Source organism: Streptomyces sp. RK9 (assembly GCF_045070545.1).
GTDB classification, from domain to species: domain Bacteria; phylum Actinomycetota; class Actinomycetes; order Streptomycetales; family Streptomycetaceae; genus Streptomyces; species Streptomyces alboflavus.
This window is the reverse complement of sequence record NZ_CP173703.1, coordinates 4,565,109-4,578,477: the sequence shown is the minus strand read 5'-3', so window position 1 is coordinate 4,578,477 and position 13,369 is coordinate 4,565,109. Positions and strand designations below refer to the sequence as shown.

12 protein-coding genes are annotated in these 13,369 nt (G+C 73.5%); 5 read left to right on the top strand and 7 right to left on the bottom strand.

What is annotated here, in order from left to right; genetic code table 11:
• Window positions 1-69: 69 nt before the first annotated feature.
• Window positions 70-651 carry a snapalysin family zinc-dependent metalloprotease gene (locus AB6L24_RS18770; RefSeq protein WP_405656602.1) on the top strand — a complete coding sequence of 194 codons (582 nt, stop codon included), beginning with the start codon at window positions 70-72 and terminating at the stop codon, window positions 649-651.
• A gap of 142 nt (window positions 652-793) precedes the next feature.
• Here AB6L24_RS18770 and AB6L24_RS18765 read toward each other — a convergent pair whose 3' ends face one another.
• The 3 genes from AB6L24_RS18765 to AB6L24_RS18755 form a co-directional block, all read right to left on the bottom strand.
• Window positions 794-2,518 carry an acyl-CoA dehydrogenase family protein gene (locus AB6L24_RS18765; RefSeq protein WP_405656600.1) on the bottom strand — a complete coding sequence of 575 codons (1,725 nt, stop codon included), beginning with the start codon at window positions 2,516-2,518 and terminating at the stop codon, window positions 794-796.
• Between the two features lie 107 nt (window positions 2,519-2,625).
• A complete protein-coding gene (locus AB6L24_RS18760) occupies window positions 2,626-3,183 on the bottom strand; it encodes a PadR family transcriptional regulator (protein ID WP_405656599.1) in 558 nt (185 codons plus the stop codon).
• A 96-nt stretch (window positions 3,184-3,279) separates the two neighbouring features.
• Window positions 3,280-5,022 carry a dihydroxyacetone kinase family protein gene (locus AB6L24_RS18755; RefSeq protein ID WP_405656597.1) on the bottom strand — a complete coding sequence of 581 codons (1,743 nt, stop codon included), beginning with the start codon at window positions 5,020-5,022 and terminating at the stop codon, window positions 3,280-3,282.
• 249 nt (window positions 5,023-5,271) lie between these two features.
• Between AB6L24_RS18755 and AB6L24_RS18750 the strand changes: the two genes are divergently transcribed.
• Window positions 5,272-6,084, top strand: a complete 813-nt coding sequence (locus AB6L24_RS18750) for a helix-turn-helix domain-containing protein (RefSeq protein WP_405656596.1) — start codon at window positions 5,272-5,274, stop codon at window positions 6,082-6,084.
• A gap of 33 nt (window positions 6,085-6,117) precedes the next feature.
• On the opposite strand, the gene AB6L24_RS18745 is transcribed toward AB6L24_RS18750, so the two are convergent.
• The 3 genes from AB6L24_RS18745 to AB6L24_RS18735 form a co-directional block, all read right to left on the bottom strand.
• Complete coding sequence (locus tag AB6L24_RS18745) at window positions 6,118-7,323, bottom strand: serine hydrolase domain-containing protein (RefSeq protein ID WP_405656595.1); 1,206 nt, start codon at window positions 7,321-7,323, stop codon at window positions 6,118-6,120.
• Window positions 7,324-7,414: 91 nt separating this feature from the next.
• Window positions 7,415-7,861, bottom strand: a complete 447-nt coding sequence (locus AB6L24_RS18740; RefSeq protein WP_087882538.1) for a cupin domain-containing protein — start codon at window positions 7,859-7,861, stop codon at window positions 7,415-7,417.
• A 74-nt stretch (window positions 7,862-7,935) separates the two neighbouring features.
• Window positions 7,936-9,210, bottom strand: a complete 1,275-nt coding sequence (locus AB6L24_RS18735; RefSeq protein WP_405656594.1) for a serine hydrolase domain-containing protein — start codon at window positions 9,208-9,210, stop codon at window positions 7,936-7,938.
• 336 nt (window positions 9,211-9,546) lie between these two features.
• On the opposite strand from AB6L24_RS18735, the gene AB6L24_RS18730 reads away from it, so the two are divergent.
• Together AB6L24_RS18730 and AB6L24_RS18725 are read left to right on the top strand one after the other, a co-directional pair.
• Complete coding sequence (locus tag AB6L24_RS18730; RefSeq protein ID WP_405656593.1) at window positions 9,547-10,878, top strand: sensor histidine kinase; 1,332 nt, start codon at window positions 9,547-9,549, stop codon at window positions 10,876-10,878.
• Window positions 10,878-11,639 carry a response regulator gene (locus AB6L24_RS18725; RefSeq protein ID WP_405656592.1) on the top strand — a complete coding sequence of 254 codons (762 nt, stop codon included), beginning with the start codon at window positions 10,878-10,880 and terminating at the stop codon, window positions 11,637-11,639. Before AB6L24_RS18730 ends, AB6L24_RS18725 begins: the two co-directional genes overlap by 1 nt.
• A 4-nt stretch (window positions 11,640-11,643) precedes the next feature.
• Here AB6L24_RS18725 and AB6L24_RS18720 read toward each other — a convergent pair whose 3' ends face one another.
• Window positions 11,644-12,180 (bottom strand): dihydrofolate reductase family protein, encoded by a 537-nt coding sequence (locus tag AB6L24_RS18720; protein ID WP_405656591.1) that lies wholly within the window; start codon window positions 12,178-12,180, stop codon window positions 11,644-11,646.
• A gap of 157 nt (window positions 12,181-12,337) precedes the next feature.
• Between AB6L24_RS18720 and AB6L24_RS18715 the strand changes: the two genes are divergently transcribed.
• Entirely contained in the window at window positions 12,338-13,282 is a 945-nt protein-coding gene (locus AB6L24_RS18715; protein ID WP_405657223.1) for an NADP-dependent oxidoreductase, read from the top strand.
• Window positions 13,283-13,369: the final 87 nt, after the last annotated feature.

Below are 13,369 nucleotides of genomic sequence, written 5' to 3'. Positions count from 1 at the left end.
CGCCGCACCCTCTCCCCACACTCTCGGCCCCGCACGGGACCGAGGCCCCCCACAAGTGAAGGGACAGCAATGGTGCACTACATACGGCTAGGAATAGCCGGCACCGCCGCAGCGGTCGCCCTGACCCTGGCGCCCGCCGCGAACGCCTTGTCCGCGCCCGAACAGGACGCGGCGAAGAAAGCGTCGGCCGTCGTGACGCTCCGCTACGACGACAGCCGCGCCGCCGGCTGGGAGTCGGCCATCGCGGCCGGAGTCGCCACGTGGAACTCCAACGTCGACAACGTCAAGCTCGTCGAGGCCGCACCCGGCACCCGGGCGGAGATCCAGATCGTGGCCACCAGCGGCTGGCCGCAGGCCACCCTCGGCCCGGTACGCCCCGGCGGCAGGGCCCAGGTCCAGCTCGGCCAGCAGGCGGTCACGCAGGGCCACGACAAGACCCGCATCGCCGCCCACGAGATCGGCCACAACCTGGGCCTGCCGGACACCAAGCCCGGCCCGTGCTCCCAGCTGATGTCGGGCTCAAGCGCCGGCACAAGCTGCAAGAACGCGGTGCCCGACGCGGCCGAACAGGCCCGCGTCGAGGCCGCCTACCGCAATGGCGCCGCATCGCGCATCCCGACCGACGGCCGCACGCTGGTCGACGCGCGGTAGTCGACTCCCGTCGGTACAAAGGCTCGTAGCGCCCCGCACCATCACAGCACCACGCACCATCACAGCACCACGGTGCCTGGCCGCGCGCACGCGCGGCCAGGCACCTCGCCGTCGGCCACCTCGCGGTCGGCCCGAAGAACGGCTACGGCGCCATCTCGTACGCCCCTGCAAGCGCCTCCACGCGCTCCCAGACCCGCGCCGAGCGGGCCTCGTCGACGACCGGACGGCGGACCGCGCCGAGGGCCCAGGCCTGCTGCGCCTCGGTGGCGGAGTCCTTGCCGTGCAGCTCGACGGCGTACGCGGAGAAGTCCCGTACGAGCACGGCGAACAGCTCGTCGAGGACGTCCTGATCCAGACCGGTCAGGCGGGCCTGCTCCAGGATGAGCTGGCCGTGCACGACGAGCGCGAACAGCTGGCCGATGGCGAGCAGCAGGTCGAGGTCGCGGCTCTGCTTCTCGTCGGGGGCCGCGGTGGTGACGAACTCGCAGAGCGCGTCGGCCTGTTCGCGGAGCCGGGCGACGTTCGGCACCTCGGCGTACGCGTCGTAGGCCGTGCGCCAGTCGTGGAACCGGATGGCGCCGAGGCCGCGGGCGGGGCCCTGGCGGAAGAGGAAGTCGTCGTCGGTCGCGTCCAGGCGGGTGGGCACGGGCGCGTACTCGGCCGGGTTCAGGAGGTGGTTGCCCATGAACTTCAGGATCAGGGCGAGGTTGACGTGGACCGTGCCCTCCAGCTTCGGCAGGCCGCGGATCTCGGTGGCGGCCTGGGCGAAGTAGGTGTCCTTCTCGAAGCCCTTGGCCGCGATGACGTCCCACATCAGGTCGATGACCTTCTCGCCCTCCGTGGTCACCTTCATCTTCGTCATGGGGTTGAAGAGGAGGTAGCGGCGGTCGTCGGGGCCGGCGGAGCGGAAGTAGTCCACGGCGCGGTCGCTGAACAGCTTCATGCCGACGAGGCGGACGTAGGCGTCGGTCAACTCCCGGCGCACGTGCGGGAACGCGGTGACGGGGCGGCCGTAGAGGATGCGGTTGTGGGCGTGCGTGACGGCCTCGTACATCGCGTGCTCGCAGATGCCGATCGCGCCGGTGCAGAGGTTGAACTTGCCGACGTTGACGGTGTTCAGGGCGGCGTCGAAGGCGGCGCGGCCGGTGTGCAGGACGTCCTCGGCGCGGACCGGATAGTTCTCCAGGCGGAACTCGCTGACGTACTTCGAGGAGTCGACGACGTTCTTGACCAGGTGGTACGCCTCGTGACGGCTGTCGGCGGCGAAGAAGACGTAGCCGTCGGGGCCCTCGGCGTCGGTGCGGCGGCCGAAGACGGAGACGAGCCCGGCGGCGTTGCCGTTGCCGATGTAGTACTTGGAGCCGCTGGCCCGGAAGCCGCCGTCGCCGTCCGGCTCCAGGAGCATGTCGGTGGAGTAGATGTCGGCGCCGTGGGCCTTCTCGGACAGGCCGAACGCGAACACCTCGCCCTGGGAAAGGAGTTCGGCCGCACGGGCGCGGGCCGCGGCGTTGTCGCTCTGCCAGACCGGGCCGAGGCCGAGGATGGTGACCTGCCAGGCGTACCAGTAGTCGAGGCCGTAGAACCCGAAGATCTCGTTGAGGGCGGCGATCCGGGCGGTGTCCCAGCGCTTGTCGCCGTGGCCCTCCTGGGCGTCCGCCGCCGGGGTGAGGAAGGTCGCGAAGAGGCCCTCCTTCGCGGAGAACGCGAGGAAGTCCGCCAGCCAGGCGCGCGAGCGGTAGTCCTCGATCAGCTTGCGCTTGCCGCGCGCCTCGAACCAGTCGACGGTCGCGCGAAGGAGCCTGCGCGTCTCGGCGTCGAAGTGGGTCGGGTCGTACGTGCGCGGATTGAACAGCAGCGGGTCGGCCATGGCATTTCGCCTTTCCGGCTCGGGAGTTGAGAGAGCCCCGGGAGTTGAGGGACGCTCGGGAGTTGAGGGAGAGAGGACTTCGGGCATGGGAGGGCGCTCGGCCCGGTTCAGCGCTCGGGGCCGAGCCTCTGGAGGGTGGCGATCACGTCGTCGAGCCAGGCGAGCGTCATGCGTTCGTACGCGATGCCGCCGCGCAGCACGACGTGCTGGAGCTCCTGACCGGCGTCGGGCGTCCCGGGGGCGTCGGGTCCGGTGAAGTCGCGCCGCTCCCCCGCGAGATAGTGCGCGAGCCGGTCGGCGTGCGCCCGGCGGTGGCGCTCCACCTCGTCGATCAGGGCGACCGGGTCGTCGAAGGCGGCGCCGCGGATCTTCACGGCCAGCTCGTGCCGCACGCTCTCCGGCTCGATCGGCTCGTGCAGCCACCGCGAGAGCGCCGTCCGGCCCGGCGCGGCGACGGAGTACTCCTTCTTGTCCGGCCGGTCCGGCTGCGCGACCTCACGGACGTCGATCCAGCCGTCGCCCTCCATGCGCTTGAGGACGCGGTAGATCTGCTGGTGGGTCGCGGCCCAGAAGTAGCCGATCGACCGGTCGAAACGCCGGGCAAGCTCATAGCCGGAGCCCGGCTTCTCGAGGAGGGAGACGAGGATCGCGTGCTCGAGCGCCATGCCCGAATCCTTCTATGCAACTCGTTGCATAGACAAGTGGCCCTGCCCAGGTGAGACACGGCTCACCTGGGCAGGGCGGTATCCGGCCGGGCCGGGTCAGAGCACGGTCACGTACCCCGGGGCCGGGAGGCGGGTGGCCATCGTCGGCTCGTGGATGTCGGCGAGGGCCACGAAGAGCAGGGCGACGGCGAGCGCGCCCGGGTCCGGCACGCCGAGCGCGTGGTCGCCGACGTAGCTCGCGCGGCCGCGCCGGGGGCGCAGGGACGCGGTCGAGAGGGCACCGCGGATCGCGGCCTGCGCGGCGGTCGTGAGCGGGGCCTCCGCGCCCTCGGAACCGGCCTCGGCCCCGGCCGCGGCGGCCAGCGACTCGGCGGCGGGCGCCAGCGCGTCGACGATCGTGCAGTCGCCGACCCGCGCACCGCCCACGCGGTGGATGGCAGCGTGCGCGCCGGCCGTGGCCTCGGCGAGGGCCGCGATCGACGGCGCCTGCTCCGTGCCGGTCCCGGCGGCCGCCAGGTGCTTGAAGAGAAGGCCGAACAGCGGGCCGCTGGTGCCGCCGACGTCGTTGAGGAACGCCTCGGCGAGGGCGGCCACGCCGTCGGCGCCCGAGGTGTCGGCGAGCTTCACGGCGCGCCGGACGCCGCCGGAGAGGTTGTCGCCGAAGTCGCCGTCGCCGACGAGCTGGTCGAGCTTGGTGAGGTTGTCGCGGACCTGCGCCACGATGTCCGCGTAGCGGTCGAGCACGACGCGGCTGCCGGTGGCGAGGGCGGGCGCGGCGGCCGACGCGGCGGGCGCGGGCCGCTCGGGCGCGCTGTCCCCCGCCGTGGCGGCGCCGTCCGCGCTCATCGGCCGGGGCAGGACGAGCGGCGTCTCGGCCGGCGCCTGCCACAGATCGACCCAGCCCTCGTCGAGGCGGGTGAGGGTGAGCGAGAACCCGGACATGTCCAGGGCGGAGGTGTACGTCCCGGCGACGGTCACCACGGGACGCAGGCCGCGCTCGGCGAGCCGCTCGGTCAGCAGGACGCCGATGGCGTGCAGCTCGAGGTCGGTGGTGGCGCCGAGGCCGTTGACGAGGGCGAGCACCTCGTCGGGGCCCGGCGGCAGCGCGTCGAGGAGGTCGTCGGTCATCCGCCGGACGAGGTCGTCGACCGGGGGCCTGGCGATGGTGCGGGTGCCGCGCTCTCCGTGAATGCCGACGCCGTAGTCGAGGACTCCGGCATCCAGGGTGAAGGCGGGGGCCGACGTCGTGGGCGAGGTCTGGGCGCGGGCCGCGACGGCGATGCTGCGGGACTGGGCCACGACGCGGGTGCCGAGCTCCTGGAGTTCCGCCAGGGAGGCGCCCCGGTCGGCGGCGGCGCCGAGCAGCTTCTCCACGACGACCGTGGCGGCGGTGCCGCGGCGGCCGGTGGCGCTGTCGGCGGCGTCGGTGGCCAGGTCGTCGTCGACGAGGACGGTCGCGACCGGGATGCCGTCGTGCCGCAGGCGCTCGGCCGCGATCTGGAAGTTGATCACGTCGCCCGTGTAGTTCTTGACGACCAGGAGCACGCCCTCGCTCTTCGCGGCGGCGACGCCTGCCTCGTAGATCTGCCGGTTGTGCGGGGAGGCGAACACCTCGCCGGGGCACACCGCGTCCAGGCCGCCGCGCCCGAGCAGACCGGTGTGCAGCGGCTCGTGCCCGGAGCCGCCGCCCGACACCAGCGCCACCCGCCGGTCGGGGTGCGGGGCGCGCGCCCGCAGGAACAGCGGAGCGGCGTTGACCTCGACCTTGTCGGGGTGGACGAGGGCTAGACCGCGGGCGGCGGTCAGTACGGGAGCGGTTTCCGGCAGGAAGTAGGTCATCGGTCGTTCTCCATAGGTCAGGGCGCGGGGTCGGGGGCGGAGCGTCGTTGGCGCCGCCGGCCGTGCCGACCGGGCCCACCCTGGACGTCGTATCGCGCCCAAGATCGGAACTCCGGCGTTCCGGAACCGGGAGGTTCCGGTGCGGGCGTCCGGCATGCGATCCTGCCACCTGCGCCGAAAGGCCGCGAATCCACCATCGACACCGAGAAACCCCTGATCAGCCCAGTCATCTTTGCGAGGTCTTTACCCGTGACGAACGCGCGACGCGAGGACCTCGGCCGCATGCTCCGCGCCTGGCGCATGGCCCGCGACCCCGCACAGGTGCCCGGCATCGCCCCCACGCGCGGCCATCGCAGCTACCTGACACAACTCGACGTGGCACTGCTGCTCGGCGTCTCCGAGCGCTGGTATCGGGCCCTGGAGAAGGGCGAGGACCGGCGGTACAGCCGCGAGATGATCGCCGGGATCGCCCGGATCCTGGACCTGTCCCCGCGCCGGACGGCCGCGCTGCACCGGGGCACCGGCCACGAGCCCCCGGCGCGACCGGGAACGGGCGGCAACGGTGTCGGCGTCGACCCCGCGCTGGCCCGGCTCATGCGGGAGCAGCGCCACATCAGCTTCCTCTGCGACCAGGCCTGGGACGTGGTCGACGCCAACACCGTCGCCGCCCGCCACTGCCCCTGGCTGGTGCGCCCCGGCGCGAACGTCATGACCTGGGCGTTCTCGCACGAGGCCCGCTATCAGCTGCGCGACTGGGAGAGCCGCTGGGCCGTGCCTCTCCTCACCCGGCTGCGCCTGGCCTGGCAGCGCTGGCCGGACAACGCCCGGCTCGGCGAGGTCGTCGACGCGGTCCGCGCCGAGCCGGGTGTCGCCGCGTTCTGGGACGCCCCCGCGCCCGCCCCGCCGGAGCCGGACCCGTCCGGCGACGTCCGCCCGATGTACTTCCCGCTGCTCGCGCCGGACCCCGTGGACGTCCGCGTTCTCGCCTGCGGCCCGTACGACGACACGTCGCTGCGCTGGTACCTGGTGATCCCGGTCGACGGGACGCTCACGTTCCCGTGAGCCGCCGGTGCCGACCGTGCCGCCGTCGGCCTGTCACCCGGCGTCGCGGCACAGGGCGTTGTCGACCAGTTCGCGCATGAGGTCCTCGTGGCGGGCCGCGGCCTTCGGGTCGGCGGAGCGGCTGTGCGCGGAGACGGTGACGGTGCGTTCGCCGTCGGTGGTGGTGGCGGTCCGCATGACGTAGCCGAAGCCGCTGCCGCCGTGCGTGAGGTAGCTTCCGCCGCAGGACAGCGGGGTGGCGAAGAGACCGAGACCGTCCCCGGTCCCCGCCGGGTGGCCGCTCCCCTGCGGCACGGGGACGGTGGTCCGCATGGCGGCCAGCTCGGCGGGCTTCAGGAGCCGTCCGTCGGCGAGCGCGGCGAAGAAGCGGTTGGCCTCGTGTGCCGTGCCGGTCATCGCGCCGTCGGCTCCGCTGTCGAAGGGCCGGTAGGGGATCGTGGTGTCGACCCTCGGGCCGCCCTCGGCGAACTGCTGGTAGTTCACGGTGTGCGGGGCCGGCAGGAACGGTACGGCGCCGGTGTGCGTGCGGCGCAGTCCGAGGGGGCGCAGGACGCGGTCATCGACCTGCTGCTCCCAGGTCCGGCCCGTCAGCTTCTCGATGATCATTCCGGCGAGTACGTAGTTGGTGTTGGAGTACGCCCAGCCCTTGCCCGCCGCGAAGTCCGGCTTGTGGCGCATGGCCAGGGCGACCAACTGCTCGGGACGGTAGGACTGCCAGCGCTTGGCGAAGTACGTCCGGGCGCTGGGGTCGGGGAAAACGTCGCGCGTGTAGTCGTACAGGCCGCTGGTGTGCCGCAGCAGATCGCGAACGGTAATGGTCCGCCCGTCGTTTCCGTTGCCGGAGACGACACCGGGGAGGAGTTCCTCCACCGGCTGGTCGAGGGAGAGGCGGCGCTCGCCCACGAGTTGCATCACGACGGTGGCGACGTATGTCTTCGTGATGCTGCCGAGCCGCAGGTGGCCGTCCCGCGGGACCGGCCGCCCGCTCTTCAGGTCGCGGACGCCGGAGCGGGCCTTGACGGTCCCGCGCGGGGTTTCGAGGCGGACGGCCACGCCCGTGACCCCGGCGTCGCGCAGGGCGTCGGCGTCCCGTTGCAGGGCTTCGCGCGGACCGGCGTCGCGCTGCGCGGACCGGTCATCGGCGGCGGGGCGGGGCAGGGCCGAGGCCGCGGCGGACGGCAGGGCCGAAGCGGCCAGTGTCAACGCGCCGACCGACAGCCACAAACGACGAATGATCATGCCCCGAGGCTAGGAACCGCGCGGGCCCCGGCCCATCCGGCCGGCCCCCTGACGGAACGGGGGCCAGCCGGATGGACACCGTGGTCCGGGGCTACGACTGCGCTTGTGCGCCGGTGTGTTGGTACAGCTCGGGCACCGAGACCTTGATCGGCTCCTGGGTGGTGCGCGCGATCACGACGACCACGGGCTCGACCGGGTCGGGGTTCTCCTCCCGGTGCGGGACGAACGGCGGCACGAGCACGAAGTCGCCGGGATCGGCGGTGATCCGCACCTCCTGCGTGCCGTCGTGGAAGACGAACACGGGGTGGCCGCTGACCACGAAGATCCCCGCCTCCGACGCGCCGTGGTGGTGGTTGTCCGTCGAGCTCAGCGGCGGGTTCTCCACCCGGCCCATCCAGAGCTTCTTCGAGCCGACCGTGCCGCCGCTGATGGCGGCGTAGCCGTCGAGCTCGTCGGAACGGACGTGGTGGACCCGGTTGTTGAGCGGCGCGTCGCCGCCCGTGCCGAGCGCGGATCCGATGTCTTCGCGGGTGGTCATCGCCTGCCTCCTGATGGTGTACGAGGGCCCGTTGGCCGGACACCAGGTTGCGACGACCTTGGCCGGGATGACAACTAATGTTGCTGGTACGGCAAATCGCGCCGGGCGCAGAGTTCCCGGGTGACCATGCGGATCGCGGCGCGGTGCTGGGGCAGGGTGTCCGCGGCGGACGTGCTCCACTCGGTGGACATCGAGGCGGTGACGGCGACGCGCCCGTCGTCGGTGACGGCGTTGCGGCTCATGTAGCCGATCTCGTCGCCGCCGTGGCTCCAGTACCAGCCCCCGCACGGCAGCTTGTTCTTCATCAGGCCGAGGCCGTAGCGCGCCCCGGGGTAGGGCACTTGGAACTCCTTGTTCAGCGGGACGGTGCGCTTCATCTCCTTGAGCTGGGCGGGCTTCAAGACCTTCCCGCCGAGCAGGGCGCGGAAGAAGCGGTTCAGGTCGGCGGTGGTGCCGATGAGGCCGCCCGCGGCGTTGGCGTCCTTGAGGAGAGTGACGTCCACCAGCTTGGGCGCGGTGGCGAAGCGCTGGTAGCCGCGGGCGTGCGGCGTCCTGACGGAGGGTGAGCCGCCCGGGTGGTACGTGTGCCGCAGCCCGAGCGGCTTCAGGAGCCGCGCACGCACCTCGGCGTGCCAGGTGCGGCCGGTCGCCTTCTCGATGACCATGCCGAGCAGCATGTAGCCGACGTTGGAGTACGCCCAGCCCTTGCCGGGCCGGAAGTCGGGGCGGTGCCGCATGGCCCGCTCGACGAGCTGACGCGGGGTGTAGGGGTCGAAGCGCTTCTCGTAGTACCGCGCCGCGCTGTCGAAGCCGGGGTAGTCGTCGTGGATGCCGCTGGTGTGCTGAAGCAGGTGGCGCAGGGTGATGCGGCGGCCGTCGTTGCCGTTGCCGCGCACCAGACCGGGCAGCCAGCGTTCGACGGTGTCGTCCAGCGAGAGCTTCCGCTCGGCGGAGAGTTGCAGGACGACGGTGGCCACGAACGTCTTGGTGTTGCTCGCGATGCGGAAGTAGCCGTCGGCGGGGACCGCGCGGCCGGTGCGGATGTCGGCGGTGCCGCTGGTGACGGTGCGGGGGCCGGACGTGGGGGTGGTGCGTCCGCCGGTGACCCGGGCCTGGACGCCGACGGCTCCGGTGGCGCGCACGGCGTCGGCGTCGCGCTGGAAGTCCGCGTCCACGGCACGCGCGGGGCCTTGCGGGCCGGGGCGTCCCGTCCCGGCCGTCCCGCCCGGGCTCGCCGAGGCGAGGGCGGGCGGGAGAGCGACGGCCGCCGCGGCGAGGGTGGCCGTGACGGCCAGGGCGGTTCGGTGGCGTCGGGCGGTGGGCTGGTTCCGGGGCGGGTGTGCGGGCATGCGGAATCCTCCGGATCGTCTTCGTGGGGTCGCCGCCGACCGTTTTCCGGTCGTCTCGTCGGCTGTGGTCCGACGCTACGGACGGGGGCCTCGGCCCGACGTCCTGCGTGGGGAGGGGACGGCCGGGCAACTTTGGTTGGCCGCGCGTGCCGGGTGGGGAGGCCGGCCGTACGCTGACGCGAGGTTCCGGAAGCGCGGGGCGGAGGACGGGGGCTGCTCGTGACGGAGACAGGGATGGCGCCGGTACGGAAGGGGCCCGCTCCCCCACACGGCACGGACTCGCCTGTGCCGCCGGTCCGCGAGGGGCGGCGGGCCCGGAAGGGCGGCGCGGGGGCCATGGCATGGGCGGCAGCGGCATGGACAGGAGCATGGGCCCGGTGCGCACCGCTGCGGCGCAGGCTCTCCGGGCGCACCGGCGACGTACTGCTCGCGGCCGGGCTGACCGTCCTCGCGGTGCTGCTGCGCCTGGATCACCCGCTGCCGGCCGGTGTTGGGGCGTCGGTGCTCGTCGTGGGGCTGCTGGTGGGCGCGTCCGTGCCGTTGGCGTGGGGGCGCAGTCGACCGGGGCCCGTCCTCGCCGTGAGCGTGGGCTGCTATCTGCTCGGCGAACTGCTCGACCCGGCCGGTGACAACGCGCAGTCCCCGCTCCTGGCCTGCTACCTGGTGGCCCGCCGCACACCCGCACCGTGGAGCCTCCTCGCCCCCGCCGCCATGACCGTGGCCTTCCTCGCCCCCGAGCGCATCGGCGACCGCCTCCACCTGCTGCCGTCGCCCGCGCCCGAAGTGCCGCTGGCCTTCGCCGACATGGTGGTGGCCGCCGGGATCTCGACGGCCGTGTGGCTCCTCGGCGCCTCCCGGCGGCGGCTGTACGCGGACGCGGAGCGGCTGCGCGACCTGGCGGCCCGGCTCCGCGCCGAGCAACAGGTGAGCGCCCGCCGTGCGGTGACGGCCGAGCGCACCCGCATCGCCCGCGAACTGCACGACCTGGTGGCCCATCACATCAGCGCGATCGCCCTCCAGGCGCGCGCCGCGGGCGTCGTCCTGCCCGACGACCCGCACGCCGCGGGGCAGGGCGTGACGGCCATCGGCGAGGCCGCCGACATCGCCCTGGAGGAGATGCGCGGCCTGGTGTGCCTGCTCGCCGACCCGCCGCCGCCCGCCGACGGGGTGGCCCCCGGCGCGGGGGCCGACGCGTGCGGGGAGCGGTCGCCGGAGTTCGGCGGGGGCCCGCTGCCGGAGCCGTCCCTGCGCCACCTGGACCGGCTCGCTGCCGATTCCTCCGCCGTGGGCTGCCCCGTCGACCTCAAGGTGACCGGACCGGTCGCGAGCCTGGCGCCCGCCGTGCAGATGTCCGCGTACCGCGTGGTCCAAGAGGCGCTGTCCAACGTCCGCAAGCACGCCGGCGCGGTGCGCGTGCGCGTCGAACTGACCTGGCGGGACGGCCTGTTGACGGTCACCGTGGTCAACGCGGCGCCGACGGCAGCGGACCCGCCGCCCCTACTGCCCGGCTCCGGGCTCGGCCTGATCGGGATGCGCGAGCGCACCGCGCTGTTCGGGGGCAGGCTGCGCGCGGGGCCCGACGAGGGCGGCGGCTGGTGCGTCGTGGCGACGTTCCGTGCCGCGGCGCCGGACGCGGCGCGGGAACGTACCGGAACGGGGTCGGGCTGATGGGGGCGGCGGTCCGCGTCCTCACGGTGGACGACCAGGAGTTGGTCAGGACCGCGCTGCGGGCGATGCTCCGGCGCACCGAGGTGGACGTGGTGGGCGAGGCGGCGGACGGAGAGCGGGCCGTCGAGGCGGCGTTCGCGCTGCGCCCGGACGTGATCCTGATGGATGTGCGGATGCCCGGCATGACCGGGGTGGAGGCGACCCGGCGGATCCTCGACGGCTGGCCGCACCCGGGCCCGCGTCCGCGCGTGCTGATGCTCACCACGTTCGACCTGGACGAGTACGTGCACGCCGCGCTGCGCGCCGGGGCGAGCGGGTTCCTGCTGAAGAACACGACGCCGCAGGCGCTGGTCGAGGCGATCGGCGTGGTGGCGGCCGGTGAGGCGATGCTCGCGCCCACGGTGACCCGGCGCCTCATCCGCGCCTTCTCCGACCTGCCGCCCCCGCTGCTGCCCGGCGCCGCACGCCCCGCCCCGGCCCCGGGGACGGAAGGACCGCTCGGCGCCCTCACCGCCCGGGAGCGGGAGGTCGCCCGGCTCGTGGCGCAGGGCCTGTCGAACGCGCGGATCGGGGCGGTACTCGGCCTCGCGCAGCCTGCCGTCAAGAGCACGGTCAACCGGATCCTCACGCGCCTCGGGCTGGAGAACCGCGTGCAGATCGCCGTGCTGGTCCTCACGGCCGAGCCGGAGGGCGCGCCGGACGCCGAGGGTGCGGCGGGCACCCGGGGCGTGGCGCAAGCCGAGGGCACAGCGGGCGCTTAGGACGTTACTTGCGCACGTGGAAGCGCAGCATCGTGACCCCGCCCGACTGCATGGTGCTGAACAGCTCCAGGTCGATCGGGTCGAGGCCCGGCGGTGTGAAGCGGACGCCGTCGCCGAGCAGCACCGGCAGCACGTACACCAGGATCTCGTCGACGAGGCCGCGCCGCAGGCACTGGGCGGCCACGTCGGCGCCGAGGATCTCCAGGTTCTTGTCGCCGGCGGCGCGCCGCGCCGTGGCCACGGCCTCCTCGATGTCGCAGGTGAGGAAGGTGACGCCGGGGTCAGGATCGTCGGGCGGACGGTGGGTGAGGACGAACTGCGCACCGCCGTCGTAGCCGCCGTTCTCGTCGGACATGCGCTTGCCGACCTCGTACGTGCCCCGGCCGATGAGCATGGCGCCCGTGGCCGCCATGACCTCGGGGAACGTCGCCGACGTCATGTGCTCGAAGATCCAGTCCATCGTGTGGCCGGGTCCGGCGATGAAACCGTCCAGGGACATCGCCCTGTTCACGACCACTTTGCCGGTGCTCGCATCCGTCATGCGTCTTCTCCAAGCAGGTCACGGGCCGGGATCGCATCATAGGCCGGTGAGCGACATCTTCTCCGGCGGCAGCCACGACCTGGACCTGTCCAACGGCGCCGGCGCGGGTCCGCACTCCGCCCGGAATACCCTCCAGGCACCCGCAGTTGCAGGCGGCATGAGAGCCATAGGTGCCCATGACTTCGGCGGCCCGGAAGCACTGCGGGTCCTTGATCTGCCCGAGCCGCAGGCGGGCCCCGGCGAGGTCCGTATCCGGGTGCACGCCGCCGCCGTCAACCCCACCGACGTGATGCTGCGCACCGGCGGCCACGCCGTCCGCATGGCCGGTCGGCGGCCCCCGTTCGTGCCCGGCATGGACGCCGCCGGGGTGATCGACCAGCTCGGGCCGGGAGCCGACGGTCGGCTCGCCGTGGGCCAACGGGTGGTCGCCATGGTCCTGTTCACCGGACCGCACGGCGGGGCCTACGCCGAGCAGGTCGTCGTACCCGCCGCGTCGGTGGTACCTGCCCCCGAGGGCGCGGACTTCCCCGCCGCGTCCACCCTCCTCATGAACGCCATGACCGCACGCCTCGCCCTGGACGCGCTGGCCGTGCCGCGCGGCGGGACCGTCGCCGTGACGGGTGCCGCGGGGGCCGTCGGCGGGTACGCGGTCGAGCTGGCCAAGGCGGACGGGCTGACCGTGATCGCCGATGCCGCCGCGTCGGACGTCGAGGTGGTGCGCGGGTTCGGCGCCGACCACGTCGTCGGGCGCGGCGCCGATGTGGCCGCCCGGATCCGCGCGCTGGTCCCGGGAGGTGTCCCCGGTCTCGTGGACGGTTCGCTGCAGACCACCGAGGTGGTGCCCGCCATCGCCGACGGCGGGGCGATGGCCGAGCTGCGGGGCTGGTCCGGCCCGGCCGAGCGTGGCGTCCGGGTGCACCCGGTGATGGTGGCGGACGGCATCACTGACACCACCGGCCTCGACATGCTGCGCCGCCGGGCCGAGGACGGCACCCTGACGCTGCGCGTGGCCGAGGTGCTGCCCGCCGAGGAGGCGGCCAAGGCCCACCGCATGCTGGAGACGGGCGGGCTGCGGGGCCGGTTGGTCCTCGACTTCTCCTGAGGGCGGCGGCTTCTCCTGAGGGCGGCGGCTTCTCCTGAGGGCGTCGGGGCCCGGCCGGGCCGGCGTGTTCGGCCGGGCCCCGACGCC

What these genes read in the sequence shown, in the direction of transcription:
- AB6L24_RS18770 (WP_405656602.1), top strand. Translation starts at nt 70, where the DNA reads ATGGTGCACTACATACGGCTAGGAATAGCCGGCACCGCCGCAGCGGTC.
- AB6L24_RS18765 (WP_405656600.1), bottom strand. Translation starts at nt 2,518, where the DNA reads ATGGCCGACCCGCTGCTGTTCAATCCGCGCACGTACGACCCGACCCAC.
- AB6L24_RS18760 (WP_405656599.1), bottom strand. Translation starts at nt 3,183, where the DNA reads ATGGCGCTCGAGCACGCGATCCTCGTCTCCCTCCTCGAGAAGCCGGGC.
- AB6L24_RS18755 (WP_405656597.1), bottom strand. Translation starts at nt 5,022, where the DNA reads ATGACCTACTTCCTGCCGGAAACCGCTCCCGTACTGACCGCCGCCCGC.
- AB6L24_RS18745 (WP_405656595.1), bottom strand. Translation starts at nt 7,323, where the DNA reads ATGATCATTCGTCGTTTGTGGCTGTCGGTCGGCGCGTTGACACTGGCC.
- AB6L24_RS18740 (WP_087882538.1), bottom strand. Translation starts at nt 7,861, where the DNA reads ATGACCACCCGCGAAGACATCGGATCCGCGCTCGGCACGGGCGGCGAC.
- AB6L24_RS18735 (WP_405656594.1), bottom strand. Translation starts at nt 9,210, where the DNA reads ATGCCCGCACACCCGCCCCGGAACCAGCCCACCGCCCGACGCCACCGA.
- AB6L24_RS18730 (WP_405656593.1), top strand. Translation starts at nt 9,547, where the DNA reads ATGGCATGGGCGGCAGCGGCATGGACAGGAGCATGGGCCCGGTGCGCA.
- AB6L24_RS18725 (WP_405656592.1), top strand. Translation starts at nt 10,878, where the DNA reads ATGGGGGCGGCGGTCCGCGTCCTCACGGTGGACGACCAGGAGTTGGTC.
- AB6L24_RS18720 (WP_405656591.1), bottom strand. Translation starts at nt 12,180, where the DNA reads ATGACGGATGCGAGCACCGGCAAAGTGGTCGTGAACAGGGCGATGTCC.
- AB6L24_RS18715 (WP_405657223.1), top strand. Translation starts at nt 12,338, where the DNA reads ATGAGAGCCATAGGTGCCCATGACTTCGGCGGCCCGGAAGCACTGCGG.